We start from the raw sequence: 19,795 nt of genomic DNA on the forward strand, positions 1-19,795 counted from the left end.
TTTTTCTGATTATTCGGTTCGTAAATTTTTTACCGGATTGGAAATTGCCGCTCGAATTGATTGTATACTGATTGTTGCAAAGGCAATGAATGATGCAAGAAGAGCGGCCACAGGAAAAATCCACCAGCTAATTTCCGTCCGATATGCAAATCCTTTCAGCCATTCGTTCATAGCATACCATCCGATAGGAAACGAGATTAATGCGGCAACGATCACCAGCTTTAAGAAATCGTAGGATAACATTCGCACAATACAACTCACGCTTGCGCCCAGTACTTTTCTTATTCCAATCTCTTTAAACCGCTGAAGAATTGTAAAGGATGACAAGCCAAGTAACCCCAAACATGCAATCAGAATAGCGATGATAGAAAACAGTGTGAACAGATGTTCCTGTTTCCGTTCCGCATCATACAGCCTGCTGAAATTATTATCCAGAAAGGTATAATCAAATGCAAAGCCAGGTAAAAACTGATTCCATGCCTCTCTTAAATCATTTAACCCTGCATGGGTGTTATTTGCCGAAAGCTTAACTGAAAGACTGCCATAGTATTTTTTAATAACTGGTGTTCCCATGATCAGGATTACCGGAACAATCGGCTGATGCATCGATTCAAAATGAAAATCTTTCATAACACCAACCACCTTACCCTCAACATTCCCGTACTTAAATGCTTTTCCAATTGCATTTTTTGGGTTTTGCCAGCCAAGCATTTTTATTGCCGCCTCGTTTAAGATATAATTGTCTGTATCTTTTGGATATTCTGGTGAGAAATTTCTTCCGGCTACCATCTTAATACCATAGGTGGGTATAAATCCATAGTCTACTGCTACATATTTTATTGCTGCAGAAACAGGTACAGTTGAATCCGCGGAGATGGTTTGTGCACCCATATCATCAAGCAGCCGACCCGTTGGAATGCGTGAGGAACGTGTAGCATCTTTGATAGTAGCATGCCGGAGCAATTCACTCTTGAATGCTTCAAAGGAGGGATCCAGAGCATAATTGTAGGTCATGGTCACCACCTGATCCTTATCGAATCCCGGAGCGGTTTTCATTACATAATTCAGCTGGCGAAATACTATTGCAGTTGAAATAATAAGTATAATGGAGATGGTGAATTGAACGACTACCAAAACCTTTCTAAATGAAATACTTCCCGTTCCGGGCTTAAAAATTCCTTTCAATGCAATTATAGGCTGGAAGGATGAAAGGTAGAGCGCAGGATAAATCCCTGCAAGAACTCCGACAATAAATGGAGTAATAAATAGAACGATCATTAGCCACCATCTCAATAAACCTGGTAGTGATAGCTGCCCGGTAACCTGGTTTAAAACGGGAAGTACCAGAATAGTCATTAGCAAAGCACATAACATCGCCGTCCAGCTCAATAAAACAGATTCGAAAAGGAACTGGGTAATTAAATTTCCGCGTTGAGCGCCAATCACCTTCCGGACACCAATCTCCCGCGAGCGAAGCGCCGATCTGGCAGTGGAAAGATTCATATAATTAATGCATGCAATCAGTAATATGAAAAGACTGATTGCAGCGAAAATATACACGATAGTGATGTCACCATTCTGCTCTGCCTCATCATCCAAATGCGACCGCAGGTGTATATCCGTAAGCTTCTGAAGACTAAGCGCCGTATATTTCGACTGTTTTAATTCAGGGTGCATTTTGCTTTTCATGTGCCTGTCAATAAATGCCGGGAACTGGTTTGCTATTTTTTCTGCAGGATAATTTTCAGGCAACTTGATGTAGGTGAAAAATGAATTGTTACCATAATTGGTAAGCAGGTTATTTATTCCATAAATAGAAGAATCCTCGAGCGTAGGAAATGAAATGAGAATTTCAGGATGGATGTGGGCAGCTGCCGGAAAAGGCTGATAAATACCAGTTACTTTCAGATCATTCGTATTGTTAAGGCGCATCACCTTATTCATAGGGTCTTCACTTCCGAAATATTTTCTGGCTTCGTCCGGAGTAAGCATTACGCAAAATGGATCGTTTAATGCTGTTTCGGGATCACCCTGCAAAACATTTACAGTGAAAATGTGAAACAAACTCCTATCAGCATACCAGGAACCCGGTTCATTAAAAATCTTTTCTTTATAGCGAAATGGTGTAGGGCCATTTGGAAGCAAACGAGTATAGTCTTCAATATCTGGAAAATCATTTTTCAGAAGTGGTCCGAAGGGAGGAGCAACGGAACTTAAATTCAGCTCCTGAATACCTTCGCTGTTATTGAAGCTCCTCGTAACACGGTATATCTGGCCTGCATTTTTATTATAGCGATCGAAACTTAGTTCATTAAGTATAAATGCCAGGATCAGCAAACAGCAGGTAAGGCCTACCGTTAATCCAAAAAGATTTATAAAGGAAGTGAACTTGTATTTTAATAGATTCCTGATTGCAATTTTAAAATAGTTGCTCATGGAAAAAGTGCCAGGTTAGTTTTTAGATTTCTGTAATTAGATTTCAGTAATCAGGTGTTTCAAGTTTGAAGTCTGAAAGTTTAAGGTTTGATGCTGAAGTGTGTTTTATTTTGAATTTGTTTATCAGTATCCATTCAACATTATTTTATACTGAACTCAACCTGATGGCTGATACCTGAGAGCTCATTCTCTTCATTCTATCCTCAGTGATTTAACGGGGTTAATAAATGCCAATCTTAATATTTGTACGATCACGGTAAGCACAGCAATAGAAATAGAAAGCAACCCTGCAAGGATAAAAGTCCACCAGCTGATATTAATGCGGAAAACAAAATTTTGAAGCCAGCTATTCATCAGATACCAACCCATGGGGATTGCAATTATCAGCGCCACAATAACCAGGACTAAAAAATATTTAAGAAACAAAGCACTGATATTTGCTATCGATGCACCAAGTACTTTTCGTATCCCAACTTCTTTAGTTCTGTTTGCTATAAAGAATGAAACCAGACCAAACAGACCAAGGCATGAAATAAAAATGGCGAGGGCAGCAACTACTTTATACAGCTTGGCAAGCTTTTCATCCTGCAGGTAAAATTGTGCAATGTTCTCATCGAGAAAAGTATTCCCGAAGAAATATTCAGGATAAATCCTATCCCATATTTTATTTACTGCTGTAATCGTTTCACTTATAGTTCCGGGTAAAATCTTTATTCCGGCAATTCCATAATAATCTTTTTTGCAGGAGATGTAAGTAGGTTTTACGGTTTCATGCAAAGAATTCGTTTTAAAATCCTTTACAACACCAACTACTGGTTTCCACTTTCCTCTTCCAGTCCGGATCATTTTTCCGATAGCATCCTGAGGATTTGAAACTCCTAATTTTTTCATCAGTGTCTTATTGATCACCACTTCTTTTGAGGTGTCTGATTGTTCATATCCTTGTCCTGCCAGAAACTTTAATCCGTATGTCCGGAAAAAATCTGCGTCTGCAAACTTGAGGTAAACATTAAAATCTTCATCTTTTGGCCGATGATCAAAAGAAAAATTTGTACTCCAGTCATTTTCAGAAGTGGGGGCATCACTGCTGATGCTAACATTAGTAACAGATGAAAGCTGCTGCACCTCATTCTTAAAATCGCTGAAGCGGGCAATAGCAGTGGTATCACTGTATAAAGGAACCTGCATAATCACATTGGGATTTAAGCCAAGGTCTGCCTGATGAATGTATTGCAGCAGACCTGCAGTAATAATGGTTGCGATTATGAGCACCTGTGAAATCAGAAATTGAAAAACCACCAATCCTGCCCGCAGACTTACACCTGTCTTAGTTCTGTTGGGGATTTTATTCTTAAGTGCCTGAATCGGCTGAAAACCGGAAAGTACTAATGCAGGGTATGTACCCGCTAACACAGTTACAGCTAAAATGATTATTGCAATCCATATCCAGACATTACTACTGAAAAGAATGGATACGTTATCCGGCAGGTTTGTAAGGTCTTTCACAAAAGGAAAAGCGGCAACTGCAATTGCGATTCCAATCACTGATGATGCAGTAACAATTAAAAATGTCTCTCCGGCAAATTGTTTTACCAAATCAAACCTGCTGCTGCCGAGCACTTTGCGTACACCTACTTCCCTGGAACGCCGGGTAGCAAGTGCAGTAGCGAGATTAATGAAGTTAATACACGCCATCAGAACGACGAAAAGGGCAATCAGGATCACTCCGTTTAGAGTTGTTTTGCTCACCGTCCTTACATCGGAACCGTAATCCTGGTTGAAGTGAACATCGCTCAATGGCTGAAGCGAATTTAGCATCTGCTCATTGGTATTACTGCGGTAATGTTTTTTTGAAAACGAAGGAAGCAATCTATCAATAGATGCGGCTGACATGTTTGGAGGTAATAAAACATAAGCGTTGAAATTGCTGCTTATATTCCCCCAATCGCTTAGTTGATTGTATGAAGCGGAATCGTTGGTACGAAAAGTTATAAACGACATTGCTATTTTTAACGGAATGCTGCTGTTATCAGGAGAGTCATTCATGATTCCATTCACCTGAAGCGTAAATGAATGGTTCACCTTAATAGATTGTCCGATTGCCTTTTTCCAGTCACCAAAGAATTGCTCAGCAACGCTTTTACTTAGTGCAATGGAATTTGGTTCCGCCATCGCGGTAGCCGGATTCCCCGTGATCCAGGGAAAAGTGAATATTTTGAAAAAATCAGGCTGAATATAATAGATGCCATCGTCCTGCTTAAATTTTCTGACCTCCCCCGTTTCAGGATCGGTAACTGCAAAAAAGGAATTGAACTGGGAATAGGCAGTAGTTACATCTTTTAACTGGGGCATGTCAACCTGAAGTGCTTCTCCCAAAAGCAGTGGAACACCCGAGGTCTGAGCTTTTGTGCCATCCGAATAGCTCGTATTTGTTACTATCCGGTAGATTCGGCTTTTCTGCGAATTAAAGTGGTCGAAGCTTTTCTCAAACTGCACATTAATAAAAATGATCAGCGCGCAGGCAACACTCAGTGCAAGTCCGGCAATATTGATGATCGTGAAGCTTCTGTTTCTTAGTAAATTTCGGAAGGCTGTTTTTAAATAATTTCTAATCATGAGCTATCCGCTTTTCAGTTACAACTTTCAGTAATCAGCAGTCAGTCTTCAGTTATCAGCGTTCAGGTTTCTGATTACAGAAGCTGATGGCTATTCACGCCATAATATTTTCCATCACTGTTTGTCCATCGAGCATACGGATAATGCGATGGCTGTATCGGGCGTCATGCTCACTGTGGGTTACCATCACAATGGTGGTTCCCTGTTCATTTAAATCAGTAAGCAGCTGCATCACTTCGCTGCCATTGTGTGAATCAAGATTACCGGTAGGTTCATCCGCGAGAATAAGCTTGGGGTTATTAACTACTGCCCGGGCCACAGCAACCCGTTGTTGCTGTCCGCCGGAAAGCTGTTGCGGATAGTGGTTGCGGCGGTGCATGATCTGCATCTTATCAAGCACCTCTTCTACACGTTTTTTTCGATCTGCACCTTTTACTCCGGTGTAAATCAGCGGAAGCTCGACATTCTCATATACCGTAAGCTCATCAATCAGGTTAAAGCTTTGAAATACAAATCCAATGTTTCTTTTACGGAGATCCGCACGCTTGCGTTCGTTAAAGTGCGCAACCTCAGTTCCGTTAAAAAGAAAACTTCCGCTATCCGGATCATCAAGCAGTCCCACAATATTCAGAAGGGTGGATTTGCCACATCCTGAAGGGCCCATTACGGCAATAAATTCTCCATCCTTCACTTCAAGTGAAAGCCTGTTAAGCGCGACAGTCTCTACTTCTTCTGTGCGGTAAATTTTTTCAAGTTCAGTGATCTTAAGCATTTAATTAGTTTAGAGTTAGTGTTTTGGGTTTAGTGTTTGGGTTAGACAGTAATGAATCAACTCGAAACTCTAAACCGTAAATATTTATTTTTTCAAAACCAATTCGTCCATAGTTCCATAATTCTCATAACTGGACGTAACCACCTTGTCCCCGGGCTTCAGCCCCTGTAATACTTCGTAATAATCCGGATTTTGCCTGCCAATCTGAATATCCGTTTTATAAGCTGTAGCTCCGGACGCATTTACTTTGAAAATCCAGTTGCCTCCAGTCTGCTGAAAAAATCCTCCCTTAGGTAACAGCAATGCCTGGGTTTCATCACTTAATGCCAAACGAATCTGTAAAGTTTGTCCCCTCCGGATGCCCTGGGGTACTTCATTTACAAATTCCATATCCACCTGGAAGCGACCATTGTTTACCTGTGTAAATATTTTTTTTATCTTAAGCTGGTATGTTTTGTTTGCAAATGTGAAGTCACCCATCAGCCCGGTAAAAATTCTGGAGATGTAGTGTTCATCCACATCTACACGTACTTTATATCCGCTTAGCACATCAATTTGCCCAAGCCGGTCTCCGTTATTTTTCGACTCACCAATTTCTGCATCGAGTGAAGTGAGCTGGCCATCAACCGGGGCACGTACAATCAGATCACCTACTTTCCTTTGCATAAGAGAAAGGGCGTTTTGCATATGTGCATAAGACTCATGCATTTGCCGGAGCTGCTGTTTGGTGGAAATTGAATCACTTGCAAGTGTCCGCCCTGCAAGTTTCCTACGGCTTATCTGGTAATCATAATTATTTTTTGCAGATTGGAATTCCTGCAAGCCGATCGCTCCTTGTTTATACAGTGTACTGTCGACAAAGAAAATGCGCTGTGCTTCTTCAAAAGCATTTTCTACATCCGCCATTTGGTTGAGCTCACGAATGGTGTTTTGATCTGAAAGATTTTTTGTGTTTTGCATTTGAGTCAAAACATCAAATACTGCAGTTTGCCGGTTGGCAAGATCCAGCTCGAGATCCGTGTTCACCAACTTAAGTATGGGGTCGTTTTTTTTCAGCACAGCTCCATCTTCAACATATTTTTCTTCTACTCTTCCGCCTTCGGTGGCATCCAGGTAAATGGTGGTGATAGGAAGTACCACACCATTTACTGGAATGAATTCCTGGAAAGATCCATTCTTCACTTCACTAATAGTGATTCGCTCTGTATCTACGTTTAACCGGCTTTTTCCTGTGGTGAAATAATAACTGGCGATGATCAGCAGTGCCATGCCTGCAATACCAGCATAGGTAAGGATTCGTTTCGTAGTCCACCTTTTTTTTGGAATTACTCTGTCCAACTCTTTAAGCTTTAGAATCTATTTGTATTATTGAAATGCGCAGCTACAAGTGTTTTTGTTACATGTGCAGAAGAATTAATTTTTATGCCGGCGTTATGATAGGAATATGCCAGAACAGGTATTTTCTGATTTTCAATGCATTAATGAAATAAGAACAATCAAACCTTGTTCGCTTTTGATACAATCTATGTTCGCTTTTGTGTGTAAAGAAATATAATCACAGCAAGCGATCTGTCACCCCGTATAGATATATAACGCTTGGGAAGAACCTCGAATAAATTGTAATTTGACCCCGATTTTTCTTCATCGTTTTCGATAAAACCATATTATGCCGGAGTATTCCAATCCAGAAATGCTTGTGTCAACAGAATGGGTAGATGAGCATAAAACTGATCAAAACATCGTAATAGCCGAAGTAGATGTTGATACAGCTTCTTATACAGAAGGTCATATTCCTAATGCTATTGGCTGGAATTGGCAAACACAATTGTGTGATACAATTCAACGGGATGTTATCAGTAAAGCTGATCTGGAAAAGCTTCTTGGACAGAGCGGTATTTCAAATAACTCAACAATAATTCTTTATGGCGACAGTAATAATTGGTTTGCTGCCTGGGCCCACTGGCAACTTAAGATGTATGGTCATGCGGATGTGCGCATCATGAATGGCGGAAGGAAAAAATGGTTATCGGAAGGAAGAGAACTGTCCAGAGATATGCCACCTCAAAAATTAGTTCGCTACAATGCACAGGATCGCGATGAATCCTTGCGTACTTACCTGAGACAGGCTATGCAGGCAATGGATGCTGAAGATTATGTGATGGTGGATGTTCGTTCCGGAGATGAATTTACCGGTAAAATACTTTCACCGCCCGGCTTGCCTGAAACCTGCCAGCGTGGGGGTCATATTCCCGGGGCTAAAAATATTCCATGGGCACAGGCTTGCAATGAAGACGGTACTTTTAAATCGCGGCAGGATCTGGAAGCGCTGTATATGGGAAAAGGAATCACACCCGAAAAAAAAGTAATTGCCTACTGCCGGATCGGAGAACGTTCCAGCCATACCTGGTTTGTGCTTAAATATTTACTGGGGTATCCTAACGTTACTAACTATGATGGTTCCTGGACTGAATGGGGCAATCTCGTTGGTGCGCCTGTTGAAAAATAATACAGCCTTGAAAACCGAGGAGTATAAAGAAGAGCAGCAGCAAGTCAATAACGTGGCTGTGTGTATAACCACCTATAAAATTGCCGATGATTATTATTGCCATATATCAAGTGTGGACCCTGGCGCCATTATTTCAAGAGCCATTGGTTCCACTATGGAACAAGCGCGCGACAAAGCACTTGTGAAAGCATCACAACGGATCAAGCCTTCCTAAGTTATCCCTTTTTAAAGAGGAATTGGCGAGGTATTATTCAGATTAAAAATGCTCAAGAATACCCAATCCGAATAAGGCAAAATCATATTTAACAGGATCAACCGGGTCCAATTTTTTTAGATTTGAAGTCAGCTCCACGGCTGTTTTCCAGTTATTTTGTTTGTTTCGGATCAGCTTAAGCTTCCGGGCAACGCGCAACACGTGTACGTCACACGGACAAATAAGCTGCGAGGGTTTAATGTTTTTCCAGATTCCAAAATCAACACCGCAATTATCCTTTCTAACCATCCAGCGTAAAAACATATTGATGCGCTTGCAGGCTGAGTTTCTTTCAGGGGTAGACACATGTTTAATAGTTCTTTGTGGAAAATCCTTAAGCGAAAAAAATAATTGATGAAAACCTTTCAACGCAGGAGTAACATTTTCATCTTCCCGGTTTAAAAACTGTGAAAAAGCATATTCCAGGGAGGAATGTTCCGAATAATAGTTTTTAAAGAAATGAATGAAGTAAAGCAAATCGGTTGGATTGAAAGTCCGGTGTCTGAAATCAAGCAATCGCTTCAAATCATTTTCAGTGTGATCTATAATAAAGTTGTATGGATCATTATCCATTAGTTTTATTAAACGGTTGCAACTGTTTAATATCGAAATTCTCTTTCCCCAGGAGAATGTAGCGGCAAAGAAACCTGCTATTTCAATATCCTGTTTTTTAGAGAATTGATGTGGGATACTTACCGGATCTAATGCAATAAAGTCCTGACTATTATATTGAGCGGATTTTTGATCGAGGAATATTTTTAATTCTTGCTTCATGCAAAGTGAGATAAATACAATAAAAAACTGCGTTTTTATAGATGACAATGCATCATTATAAAAACGCAGTTAGCTTAAAAGTAAATGCCTAAGCTCTTACAGGAACTGTTCGCAGCCGAATAATCCGCATCCAGTGAAATAATTTGATAAACGGATAAACCGGATCTACTTCATACCATTTTATGCCAAAGTTGGGTCTTCCCGGATGGCTGTGGTGGTTATTATGATAGCTTTCACCCAGCATTAAAAAATCAACAGGAAAAAGATTTCTTGAAGTATCATTCATTTTAAAGCGAACCGAACCAATAGTATGTGCAAACCAGTTAATGATTGCACCATGAAATGGTCCCATTAAAAAGTGAATGGGCAGCAGCAAAAACATCCACCAGTGGGTAGCAAAAGCAATGTAAAAAAGAACATAAAAGGTTCCCCATGCAATCCTTGCAAACCAGCTATCGGCAAATTTTTCAAAAGAAGGCCAGTAAGGAAGATCTTTTTTAAATTTCTCTTCTACAGGGTAACGGTTATGAAGAATATCCATGTAAATAATTTTGGTGCGCCACATCATCGCCCAGATATTCTTATCGTATTTGGGTGAGTGCGGATCCTTTTCCGTATCGGCATACGCGTGATGAAGACGGTGTAAAATTCCGTATGAATAAGGGCTTAAGTAAGAGCTGCCTTGTGTAAGCCAGCTAAGAAAAATAAAAATTTTCTCGGTGGTCTTCGGCATCGTAAACATCTGGTGTGCTGAATATCGATGGTGAAAAAACGTCTGAAAAAATAACGAAAAGTACCAGTGACAGACAAAGAAAATTAAGATGATCATGTATTATTTAAATTAGTTATTTAACATTGAAAAAGATGTGCAAAGAAACGACATTTTAGCTAAGCATAAAAGACAACAGGGAAACCTGCATAACGTTCACTTTTTATAAAAATATTCTGTTAAAAAATGCTCTGTCGCTTGTATATCATTCCGCAATACCCTGTCTTGCTCGTTAAAAGAGACCTTTTTACGGTATTTATCTAAAAACTCTTCCACCCGGTCACTGCTTTTTAAGGGCCGGCGAAAATCCATGGCCTGCGCAGCATTCAGCAATTCAATGGCGAGAATGGCCTGCAGGTTCTTGAGCACGCGGTAACACTTAGTTGCTGCATTGGCGCCCATGCTCACGTGATCTTCCTGTCCGTTGGAAGAAGGTATGGAATCTACCGATGCGGGTGTGCACAACTGCTTATTTTCACTTACCAGTGCAGCTGCAGTGTACTGCGGAATCATCAATCCCGAATTTAAGCCAGGATCAGAAACCAAAAACCCCGGAAGGTCCCGTTGTCCGCTTATGAGCAGATAGGTTCTTCGCTCAGAAATATTTCCCAGCTCTGCCAAAGCAATGGCAAGAAAATCGAATGAAAGTGCCAACGGTTGTCCGTGAAAATTTCCTCCTGAAATAATTAAATCATCTTCAGGAAATACAATCGGATTGTCCGTTACCGAATTTATTTCTGTGGTCAGAATTTCCTCACAATAACGAATAGCGTCCTTAGACGCACCATGCACCTGGGGAATACACCGGAAGGAGTAGGGATCCTGCACATTTGTTTTATGCTTAGCAGCTATTTCGCTTCCTTTCAATATTTCTAAAACGGTTGCAGCTGTTTCGATCTGACCTTTATGCGGGCGAACATGGTGGATCAGTTCGTTGAAAGGATCAAGCCGGCAATCAAATCCATCAATGGAAATACATGCAATAAAATCGGCGAGCCCTGAAAGCTTTTTGGCCTGAAGTAAAATGTGTGCCATATAAGCGCTCATAAACTGAGTACCGTTCAGAAGCGCTAATCCCTCTTTCGATTTAAGGTGAATTGCTTGCCATGAAAGGAGTTGCATTGCATCCAATGCAGCCATTTTTTTTCCTTTTAAATTAACCTCACCCATTCCAATAAGCGGCAGGCTCAAGTGTGCCAGTGGCGCAAGGTCACCGGAAGCGCCCAGAGAACCTTTTTGATAAACTACAGGTAAAATATCCTGGTTATAGAAATTAATCAGGCGGCGAATGGTGGAAATATCTATTGCAGAATGCCCGTAAGAAAGTGATTGAATCTTCAGCAGCAACATCAGCTTTACAATCTGCTCCGGTATTTCATCACCGGTGCCACAGGCATGGCTCATCACCAGGTTTGTTTGAAGCTGGCCTATCTGGTCATCACTGATGCGGATGTTGCAAAGGGAACCAAAACCCGTATTGATGCCGTAAAATAATCCGTCAGAATTTTTTAGCTTCTCATCAAGGTATTTTCTGCAGGAGATTATCTTTTCTTCCGAAGAAGCAGATAATTCCAGCTTAGCATTGGAATCAATAATTTCTTCCAGCTTCTCCAGGGATAAGTGCTCTGAAGAGATTTGATAAATAGAGATCATGGAGTAACCGTTCGGCAGTTATTTTATTTTTTCAATAATCTTATCAATACTCAGCATCATCTGTTCCCCGCTGGACATATCTTTTAAGGTTAGCATTTCTAATTTTCTTTCATTTTCTCCGGTAAAAATTACAAATGAAATTTTTTTATCGTTGGCGTATTTCATCTGCTTTTTTAATTTTTCTGCGGAAGGATATAATTCAGAGGCAATACCTGCATTACGGATCTGTGTAAGCAAAGGGAGTGCATAGGTTTCAGATGCCTCATCGAAATTGATAAACAAAACATGAGTTCCCTTAGAGGATATTGTGGAAAATCCTTGCTCTTCCATCACATCGTAGATCCGATCGGCGCCAAAGGAAATTCCAACGCCGGATATACCTTGCAGTCCAAATACGCCCGTTAAATTATCATATCTGCCACCTCCGCCAAGACTTGATTTAAAAGAACTGTTTTTTGCTTTTACTTCTATAATAGTCCCCGTATAATAATCAAGACCGCGCGCAAGAGAAAGGTCTATCCCTATGTTTTCGAGGTTTGTAAAGCCGCCTGCAATGTTGAGCGTTTTTAAGATATACTCGAGTTCTGTGCTGCCCTTTCTCCCGGTTTCCGAATTATGAAAGATTTGTGCTCCGCCATTAATAATATCGAGAGCCTGAATGCTAAACAACTTATCGATTTGTTCGGATGTAAAACCTTTCAGATTCAATTCCTTTCGTACTCCGTCCATTCCAATTTTGTCCAATTTATCTATCGAAACCGCGATATCCATCATCCTGCCCGGCGCGCCGATTACTTCTGCTATTCCTTCTAAAATTTTCCGGTTATTTAAATAAATCTGGATTCCAATACCCAGCTCTTTAAAAACTTCAATATAAATCTGGATCAGCTCCACTTCATTTAATAAAGAATCGCTGCCAACCACATCGGCATCGCATTGATAAAATTCTCTATAGCGTCCTTTCTGCGGACGGTCTGCCCTGAACACAGGCTGGATCTGATAGCGCTTAAAAGGAAATATAATTTCATTTTGATGCATCACCACGTACCGTGCTAAAGGCACTGTCAGATCATAGCGGAGTCCTTTTTCGGCTATATCTGATACCCTGGGGTTAAAATTTGAAGTAGATTGATCAGGATAACTTGATTTAATTTTCCGGAAAGGATCACCTGAGTTTACAATCCGATAAAGCAGCTTATCACCCTCATCTCCATACTTCCCTTCCAGCGTCTTTAAGTTTTCCATTGTAGGTGTTTCAATGGGCTGATAGCCATATTTCTCAAACACACTTCTGATTGTATTGAATATATGCTGTCGCCTGTAAACTTCTTCCGAAGAAAAATCACGGAATCCGGAAGGTATGGCTGGTTTATCCATCATTAAATCTGCACATTACTAGGTGATTTCATGCTTCGTTTCATAATTGCCGCACAAATAATGGAGATCAGCATTCCTGAAAGCATGGTGGTCCCAATTCCATAGGTTAGCTGACCAAAGCCCGAATACAAAGCTTTTATACTTTCAATTCCCTTATCAATTTGCTCCTGTGAATATTTTTCCGTCTTGTAATATTCCATTGCTTCCTTAATCTGATCATTTATAAAATTGGGATAAATGTATTTTACATAAATAGCCATGTAAATACCAATCATCAACCCCACTACAAAGCTTACGGCCATACCTGCATACCATGCTTCTTTGAAGGAAATTACTCCGTTCTTCTCTGTATCCCGTTTCTTCAAAATAGTGATATAAATTCCAGCAATAAGAAAAGCTAAACTTACCAAAGAGGCATACTTCCCGGCTTCTGTATCATCCCATGAAAGTGACGTCACCAGCAACATCCAGCCCAGCGTAACAAAACCTGTTATAATGCCATTTACCAGCTCCCTGCTCATTGTACAAACTAAGCGGCGAAGGTAAAAGGATGTACCAACATGGAAAACAGAAATAGAAAAATACTTTGCGAAACAAAATCTGATAGTTAAAATCAATAACTTTAATTATAAAACCTCTTTATGAAAAAATTTCTCCTTATCAGTAATTTTCTTTTTGCTTATATTATTACTGTTTATTCACAGGACACTTTCAGCATTGCAGCCTTTGATCCCAATACCGGTGAGGTGGGAAGTGCAGGTGCATCCTGTATCGGAAATTCCAGAATTATAAGTGATGTACATCCCGGGGTAGGGGTCATTCATACCCAGGCATCATATATTTCACAAAACCAGAACTATGCCAGGACATTGATGAATTTAGGTTATACTTCACAGCAAATTATTGATTCTGTGGTAGCTAATGATTTCCAATTAAATCCTTCTGTGCGGCAATATGGTGTGGTAGAAATCGCAAATGGATCGGCTGCCTATACGGGTGTAAATTGTTTGGATTGGAAAGGTGATCTTACAGGGCCGACTTATTCTATACAGGGAAACATACTGCTTGGTCCGCAGATTATTGATTCCATGGAAGCGCAATTTTTAAGGACACAGGGCAGCCTTTCCTGCCGGCTTATGGCAGCATTGGAAGGTGCAAAAGTGCCTGGTGCCGACCAGCGCTGTCTGCCATACGGCATTTCTACATTAAGTGCTTTCTTACGGGTGGCAAAGCCAACCGACAGCCTTACACATTTATCTCTTGATCTGAATGTGCCTTCCGTGCCTATCACCCGGGTTATTGATCCTATTGACTCGCTGTTTAAAATTTACAAAGGTACAAGCGCCTATGCGGAATGCACTGTTACAGGCACCTCATTTTATAACCAGGCCGTTAAGAGAGCTTCCGTATATCCTTCGCCGGCCACAGATCTGCTTTCAGTAAAATCAGTCGTGCCTATAGAAAAAATTATAATAGCAAATGCATTAGGAAATACGGAGAAAATAATAACTGAAAACGGTGCAACTAAAATGCAACTAAATATTTCTTCTTTAAGTAAGGGAATTATTTTTCTCCAGCTTATTTATGATGGCGGTTATTCAGAAAGAATTCAATTTTTGCACCTATAGTAATATTTATTCATCAATAGGAAAAAGCGGCAGGAAGCTCTATAAGTGAACCAAACCATGAGTAACTGCCTGCACGCTTCTTCGGGGAAGATCTTAAAATGATCTTATTTATAATTCTTCTTCATTGATTTGTGTACGACGCCGGACAGATTAAAAAGTTACAAAGGCGCAAAACTTTGCATTTTTGAAGCCTTCCTCTTCTCATGAAAAACTTGCTGATCGCATCTGTTTTTACTCTTTTTTCCAATTCTGTTTTTGCTGATGAGGGAATGTGGCTGCCCATTCTTTTGCAGCAGCTTAACATTAAGGACATGCAGCAAAAAGGTTGTCATCTTTCAGCTGAAGATATCTATAGTGTGAACCACTCCAGCATGAAAGATGCGGTTCTTCTATTTGGAAGCGGATGTACCGGTGAAGTGATTTCAGCAGAAGGACTGGTGCTTACTAACCATCACTGTGGTCTGGGCCAGATCCAGTCGCACAGTACAGTGGAGCATGATTATTTGAAGAATGGTTTTTGGGCAATGAATAAAAGTGAAGAGCTCACTTGCCCTGGCCTCACGGTTACGTTTATTGTTCGGATGGAGGATGTAACACATCAAACATTAAATAATGTTACCGGTGGAATGGATCAAATAAACAGACAGACAACCATCGAGGGGAATAATAAACTGATCGCACAAAATGCTGTCAAAGGGACTCATTACGCTGCTTATGTGCGGTCTTTCTATAATGGTAATCAATACTACTTATTCATTACCGAAACTTTCCGTGATGTGAGGTTGGTTGGAGCACCACCTGAGGCAATAGGTAATTTTGGCGGGGATGAAGATAACTGGATATGGCCGCGGCATACCGGCGATTTTTCACTTTTCAGGATTTATGCTGATTCAAATAATAACCCTGCTGATTATTCTTCACATAATTTTCCTTTCAAACCAAAATACTTTTTTCCGATCTCCTTAAAAGGAGTTAGGGAAAATGATTTCACAATGGTATATGGTTTTCCCGGTAGAACCACTGAATACATTTCCAGTTATGCAGTGGATGTCACACAGCATATTTCAGATCCGGAAAGAGTAGCCATCCGCGATGTAAGGTTAAAAATATGGTGGGATGAGATGATGAAAAGCGATTCGGTTCGCATAAAGTATTCCTCAAAATATTATGGACTGAGTAATGCCTGGAAAAAGTGGCAGGGGGAAATACGAGGATTGAATAAGGCGGATGCTGTTGCTAAAAAGGCTGCTTATGAAAATATTTTTACACAAAGAATTAATAGTAACACGCAATGGAAAAATGAATACGGCAATCTGCTGCCGCGGTTAAAGCAATGCTACGACAGCATGAGCATGCTGCTGCCCGCAGTCAATTATTACAGCGAAGCCCTGATGACTCCTGAAATATTTAAAGTGGCACTTGCAATGAAACCACTTACAGACGCTGCTTCAATACAGGCAGCTAATGATGCGGAAATAACCGGTACCGTATTGAAAATTAAAAATGGACTAACAGGTTTTTATAAAGACTATTATGCTCCCGCTGATCAGGAAATGACGGCTGCGATGGTGAACCTTTTTGAAAAGAACGTCGGTTCTATATATGAACCTGGTTTGCTGACCTCATGGAATCAAAAATATTTCAGTAATGATGCCGGTAAATGGTTGTTTGATAAATCTATGCTTGATAACGATTCCCTAACGTTAGGTTTCCTGAACACTTTTAAAATAGGGCAGGAAACAAAAATAATTAATGACCCGGTTTACCAATTTGCAATTTCACTATCGGATTATTATGATTCCATTATTTCTCCACCTTATCAGAGGCTCAATGAAGAAATAAATCTGCTCAACAGAGAATATATGAAGGCTCAGATGGAAGTCTTTCCGGAAAAAAGATTTTATCCGGATGCAAACCTTACACTCCGTATTTCATATGGAGCTATCAAAGGTTATAAGCCCACAGATGCAGTTACTTATAATTATTTTACCACACTCGATGGTGTGATGGATAAATACAAGCCGAATGATGAATTTTATGATGCCCCAAAAAAGCTCATCAATCTTTATCACAAAAAAGACTATGGGGACTACGCAGACACCGACGGTACTTTACATACCGATTTTATTGCCTCGAACCATACTACCGGTGGTAACAGTGGCAGCCCGGTGATTGACGGTGACGGAAACCTGATCGGCACCAATTTCGACCGTTGGTGGGAAGGTACGATGAGTGATATTTATTTTGACCCTGATGAGTGCAGGAATATAGCCCTCGATGTCCGGTATACACTTTTTATCATCGATAAATTTGCAGGTGCAGGTTATCTTCTGAAGGAGATGAAGATCACCCGGTAATAACGGATTCTCTCTTATTATGATATTTTTTTACGATGGTTTCACAGGCTGATTCAATCATTTTGTATACAGGCAAAAATCCTTCTTCAGATCCATACCAGGGATCAGGAACAGATTGCTTTTTCCCTGGATATACTTCATCCATCAGAAGCTTCACTTCAGCTTTAACAGTTCTGCCCCGCAGAAAGAATTGTATTTCCTCAAGCACATCGCCAGCCATGGCATACACAATATCAAAATGACTAAAATCCTGAAACGTTATGCGGCGTGCGCGCTGCACCGTAATATCAATGTTAAATTTTGCGCAAGTGCTTATTGCTCTTTTGTCCGGCAATTCGCCTACATGATAGGATTCGGTACCGGCACTATCTATTTCCCAATTCAGCCCTTCCCGATCCAATATATTTCTTATAAGCCCTTCTGCCATTGGGGAGCGGCAGATGTTTCCTAAACAGACAAATAAAATTTTCATACGGCAAAGTAATGGCTAATTCTAATACTCCCGAAATTGCAATTAGCTTATGGGAAAGGAGGATAGCTAATTTTTTTATTGCACAATATGAAACCGGAGTAAACTCCACGAATCTATCGTATGATCCGGATGCTGAATTTGTTTTTTAACAATTCCATAATGCGCAGCGCTATAGTAATAAACCAAATTGCCATCTTCAACAGAAGAGCTTGAATCAATTCTTTCATACACGTTCATGTATTCATAATGGTCGTAATTTATTGGTGGCGTTATACGGATTATTCTTAAAGTATCGATTATTTTACAGAAAGAGGTGTCTGCACAAACTGCATCAATAAAGAGCGTGTCTGCTGCCTGGTCAACCAGGGAAAATAAGACCGGCTGATTAATCTCTACCTTCAGCAAGTAGTTTTTGTTAAAAGTATAGCTGGTAAGGTAAGTGTAAAAGTTTTCCAGGTAGCTTGAGATTTTCATATTGCTGTTATTTTTTCCACACGGTATCTGTACGGGTACTGTATCATACATATAGTTGGAAACAGCAATGCTATCCAGCAACAGTGTAGAATCATTTTGATAGATCCAATATGTGCCGGGCTTAAAAACACCGTAAGCTTTCAGGTTCCGTCCAGCCAATAAAGTTATAGGATCACTGTCTTTACAATCGTTGCATCCCGAACCAACTAATAACAACATAAAAATTCCAGCAAATAAAAAAATACCTGTCACCTGACTACTACAATATTTCAATGCAATAAATTATAAGTTGAATAAAAAAAATTCCATTTTCGGAAACATCGGGAAAGCTGATTAAATAAACTATTCTTCAATTAATACAATTTCTACCCTCCGGTTTTTAGCACGTCCGCGCTCGTCATTATTGTCTGCAACGGGGTTTTCGTAATTGTGGCCTGAAATGTCAAGGCGTAAAGGTTCTATATTTTTTGATATTAAATATTCCCTTACTTCCAGTGCACGCTTTTCAGACAGCGGCTGATTATAGTTCCTGGTTCCAAGGTTATCCGTATAGCCGTATAAATCACAATGATAATTTCTGTGATTTTTTAGATACTCAGCCAATGCATCTAATTCTTTTTTTGAGCTGTCAGGAATAACATACGAATCAAAATCAAAGTTTACATCAGTAAGAGTATAGAGCTCGTATTCTGCTTCCTCTTTTGCAGCGGAATCCTTTTGAGCTTTTGTAAGTGAGTTTTTTAATCCAAAGATGCTGTCAAAGTTAAGCGTATTGCTAAGGTTTAAATACTCCTTAAACCGAGGTTGTAACCTGTCTTTATCACTGCTGAACGAACCTCCTTCTAGAAATACTCCTGAGTCATATTGTGAATCCCCCACATCGCCTATGGCGATCTTCATATGATATTTTTTATATGGAATTACATAGCAGGAGGCAAGCATCACGGTGGTTAATCCATCATATTGCAAAGTATTTAACCTGGAGCGATTCAGCTTTTTTCGTTTTCGCTTGTTAATCTCGTATTGGTTATTGAATTTTTCATCTTCTTCCGAAGTAGTTTTTTGCCCTGGTACTACTTTATTTAAGACTACTTTTTTGAAATAGTCATTATCAATGAAATACCTGGAATTTTGCTTCTCATTAATAGTATTAATGGTAACTGGTAAAATTGTCTTTGGAATTACAGCAAGATTCTGGTTATGGAGTTTTTCTCCGTTAATTATAAATGCAAATACATCGTTAAATCGCGATCCAACATATTCTGAATATTCTTCAGAACCGAAAACATAAATGAATGAAATCCGATTATTGAAAGGAATAAAATCAAACTCGAGAGAGGCTATGTCATAAGTAATGCTTTTGCTGATCCGGTTTAAATCCCGGTCGCTGTTTTGACCTTTTTTAATATTCGAGTTCGTGAATTTGGTGGTTATAAACGGAGAAGTGTTGGGCCCGTTTGCATTAAAAATACTTCCAGTGGAAAGAATAATTCCTCTCCTGATTCCCAATACTGCAGAATCTGTTTGAAAGGCTGCTATGGCAAGCCGGTTTCCTGAATATTTTATATTTCCTGCACGAACGCCCTGGCCCATTAATACTTTATCAACCAGTTGATTTGCAGAATAGGAAGTATCAAAATTAATTTGTGAAAAAAGAAGACTCCTTTCACTTAATAACGCCAGCATTATAAACAGGCTGCAACGCAAA

The 19,795-nt window shown here is 40.0% G+C and carries 16 protein-coding genes; 4 read left to right on the forward strand and 12 right to left on the reverse strand.

The genetic code is table 11. The features are described from left to right. Positions 1-9: 9 nt before the first annotated feature. The 4 genes from H0W62_02290 to H0W62_02305 all read right to left on the reverse strand — a co-directional run bounded on the left by H0W62_02290 (position 10) and on the right by H0W62_02305 (position 7,162). The gene (locus H0W62_02290) at positions 10-2,436 is read right to left on the reverse strand and encodes an ABC transporter permease (GenBank protein ID MBA3647370.1); all 2,427 of its coding nucleotides are present in this window, start codon (positions 2,434-2,436) and stop codon (positions 10-12) included. Positions 2,437-2,628: 192 nt separating this feature from the next. Beyond that, positions 2,629-5,052 (reverse strand): ABC transporter permease, encoded by a 2,424-nt coding sequence (locus H0W62_02295; protein ID MBA3647371.1) that lies wholly within the window; start codon positions 5,050-5,052, stop codon positions 2,629-2,631. 94 nt (positions 5,053-5,146) lie between these two features. After that, the gene (locus H0W62_02300) at positions 5,147-5,824 is read right to left on the reverse strand and encodes an ABC transporter ATP-binding protein (GenBank protein MBA3647372.1); all 678 of its coding nucleotides are present in this window, start codon (positions 5,822-5,824) and stop codon (positions 5,147-5,149) included. 84 nt (positions 5,825-5,908) lie between these two features. After that, entirely contained in the window at positions 5,909-7,162 is a 1,254-nt protein-coding gene (locus H0W62_02305) for an efflux RND transporter periplasmic adaptor subunit (GenBank protein MBA3647373.1), read from the reverse strand. A 328-nt stretch (positions 7,163-7,490) separates the two neighbouring features. Here H0W62_02305 and H0W62_02310 point away from each other — a divergent pair, with 328 nt between their 5' ends. Both H0W62_02310 and H0W62_02315 read left to right on the forward strand, forming a co-directional pair. After that, positions 7,491-8,330, forward strand: a complete 840-nt coding sequence (locus tag H0W62_02310; GenBank protein ID MBA3647374.1) for a sulfurtransferase — start codon at positions 7,491-7,493, stop codon at positions 8,328-8,330. A 7-nt stretch (positions 8,331-8,337) separates the two neighbouring features. Next, the gene (locus H0W62_02315) at positions 8,338-8,544 is read left to right on the forward strand and encodes a hypothetical protein (protein ID MBA3647375.1); all 207 of its coding nucleotides are present in this window, start codon (positions 8,338-8,340) and stop codon (positions 8,542-8,544) included. 42 nt (positions 8,545-8,586) lie between these two features. Here H0W62_02315 and H0W62_02320 read toward each other — a convergent pair whose 3' ends face one another. The 5 genes from H0W62_02320 to H0W62_02340 form a co-directional block, all read right to left on the reverse strand. Further along, positions 8,587-9,357: a TIGR02757 family protein gene (locus H0W62_02320; protein MBA3647376.1), complete on the reverse strand. Its 771-nt coding sequence runs from the start codon at positions 9,355-9,357 to the stop codon at positions 8,587-8,589. Positions 9,358-9,445: 88 nt separating this feature from the next. Continuing rightward, complete coding sequence (locus H0W62_02325; GenBank protein ID MBA3647377.1) at positions 9,446-10,186, reverse strand: acyl-CoA desaturase; 741 nt, start codon at positions 10,184-10,186, stop codon at positions 9,446-9,448. A gap of 96 nt (positions 10,187-10,282) precedes the next feature. Continuing rightward, positions 10,283-11,779 (reverse strand): histidine ammonia-lyase, encoded by a 1,497-nt coding sequence (gene hutH / locus H0W62_02330; GenBank protein MBA3647378.1) that lies wholly within the window; start codon positions 11,777-11,779, stop codon positions 10,283-10,285. 18 nt (positions 11,780-11,797) lie between these two features. Further along, a complete protein-coding gene (locus tag H0W62_02335) occupies positions 11,798-13,159 on the reverse strand; it encodes a histidine--tRNA ligase (GenBank protein ID MBA3647379.1) in 1,362 nt (453 codons plus the stop codon). Then, positions 13,159-13,677 (reverse strand): DUF4199 domain-containing protein, encoded by a 519-nt coding sequence (locus H0W62_02340; GenBank protein ID MBA3647380.1) that lies wholly within the window; start codon positions 13,675-13,677, stop codon positions 13,159-13,161. The genes H0W62_02335 and H0W62_02340 overlap by 1 nt, the downstream gene beginning before the upstream one ends. 120 nt (positions 13,678-13,797) lie before the next feature. Here H0W62_02340 and H0W62_02345 point away from each other — a divergent pair, with 120 nt between their 5' ends. Both H0W62_02345 and H0W62_02350 read left to right on the forward strand, forming a co-directional pair. Further along, complete coding sequence (locus H0W62_02345) at positions 13,798-14,784, forward strand: DUF1028 domain-containing protein (protein MBA3647381.1); 987 nt, start codon at positions 13,798-13,800, stop codon at positions 14,782-14,784. Positions 14,785-14,987: 203 nt separating this feature from the next. Further along, positions 14,988-17,141 (forward strand): S46 family peptidase, encoded by a 2,154-nt coding sequence (locus H0W62_02350; GenBank protein MBA3647382.1) that lies wholly within the window; start codon positions 14,988-14,990, stop codon positions 17,139-17,141. Here H0W62_02350 and H0W62_02355 read toward each other — a convergent pair. The 3 genes from H0W62_02355 to H0W62_02365 all read right to left on the reverse strand — a co-directional run bounded on the left by H0W62_02355 (position 17,131) and on the right by H0W62_02365 (position 19,773). Next, positions 17,131-17,613 (reverse strand): low molecular weight phosphotyrosine protein phosphatase, encoded by a 483-nt coding sequence (locus H0W62_02355; GenBank protein MBA3647383.1) that lies wholly within the window; start codon positions 17,611-17,613, stop codon positions 17,131-17,133. The two genes, H0W62_02350 and H0W62_02355, sit on opposite strands and share 11 nt — an antisense overlap. A 75-nt stretch (positions 17,614-17,688) precedes the next feature. Continuing rightward, positions 17,689-18,360 carry a hypothetical protein gene (locus H0W62_02360; protein MBA3647384.1) on the reverse strand — a complete coding sequence of 224 codons (672 nt, stop codon included), beginning with the start codon at positions 18,358-18,360 and terminating at the stop codon, positions 17,689-17,691. A gap of 69 nt (positions 18,361-18,429) precedes the next feature. Further along, positions 18,430-19,773: an OmpA family protein gene (locus tag H0W62_02365; GenBank protein ID MBA3647385.1), complete on the reverse strand. Its 1,344-nt coding sequence runs from the start codon at positions 19,771-19,773 to the stop codon at positions 18,430-18,432. Positions 19,774-19,795: the final 22 nt, after the last annotated feature.

Source organism: Chitinophagales bacterium (genome assembly GCA_013816805.1).
Taxonomy (GTDB): domain Bacteria; phylum Bacteroidota; class Bacteroidia; order Chitinophagales; family UBA10324; genus MGR-bin340.

Bases quoted from the DNA above. Each gene is read 5' to 3' on its own strand.
- H0W62_02290 (MBA3647370.1), bottom strand. From the start codon at position 2,436: ATGAGCAACTATTTTAAAATTGCAATCAGGAATCTATTAAAATACAAG.
- H0W62_02295 (MBA3647371.1), bottom strand. From the start codon at position 5,052: ATGATTAGAAATTATTTAAAAACAGCCTTCCGAAATTTACTAAGAAAC.
- H0W62_02300 (MBA3647372.1), bottom strand. From the start codon at position 5,824: ATGCTTAAGATCACTGAACTTGAAAAAATTTACCGCACAGAAGAAGTA.
- H0W62_02310 (MBA3647374.1), top strand. From the start codon at position 7,491: ATGCCGGAGTATTCCAATCCAGAAATGCTTGTGTCAACAGAATGGGTA.
- H0W62_02320 (MBA3647376.1), bottom strand. From the start codon at position 9,357: ATGAAGCAAGAATTAAAAATATTCCTCGATCAAAAATCCGCTCAATAT.
- H0W62_02325 (MBA3647377.1), bottom strand. From the start codon at position 10,186: ATGATCATCTTAATTTTCTTTGTCTGTCACTGGTACTTTTCGTTATTT.
- hutH (MBA3647378.1), bottom strand. From the start codon at position 11,779: ATGATCTCTATTTATCAAATCTCTTCAGAGCACTTATCCCTGGAGAAG.
- H0W62_02335 (MBA3647379.1), bottom strand. From the start codon at position 13,159: ATGATGGATAAACCAGCCATACCTTCCGGATTCCGTGATTTTTCTTCG.
- H0W62_02340 (MBA3647380.1), bottom strand. From the start codon at position 13,677: ATGAGCAGGGAGCTGGTAAATGGCATTATAACAGGTTTTGTTACGCTG.
- H0W62_02345 (MBA3647381.1), top strand. From the start codon at position 13,798: ATGAAAAAATTTCTCCTTATCAGTAATTTTCTTTTTGCTTATATTATT.
- H0W62_02350 (MBA3647382.1), top strand. From the start codon at position 14,988: ATGAAAAACTTGCTGATCGCATCTGTTTTTACTCTTTTTTCCAATTCT.
- H0W62_02355 (MBA3647383.1), bottom strand. From the start codon at position 17,613: ATGAAAATTTTATTTGTCTGTTTAGGAAACATCTGCCGCTCCCCAATG.
- H0W62_02365 (MBA3647385.1), bottom strand. From the start codon at position 19,773: ATGCTGGCGTTATTAAGTGAAAGGAGTCTTCTTTTTTCACAAATTAAT.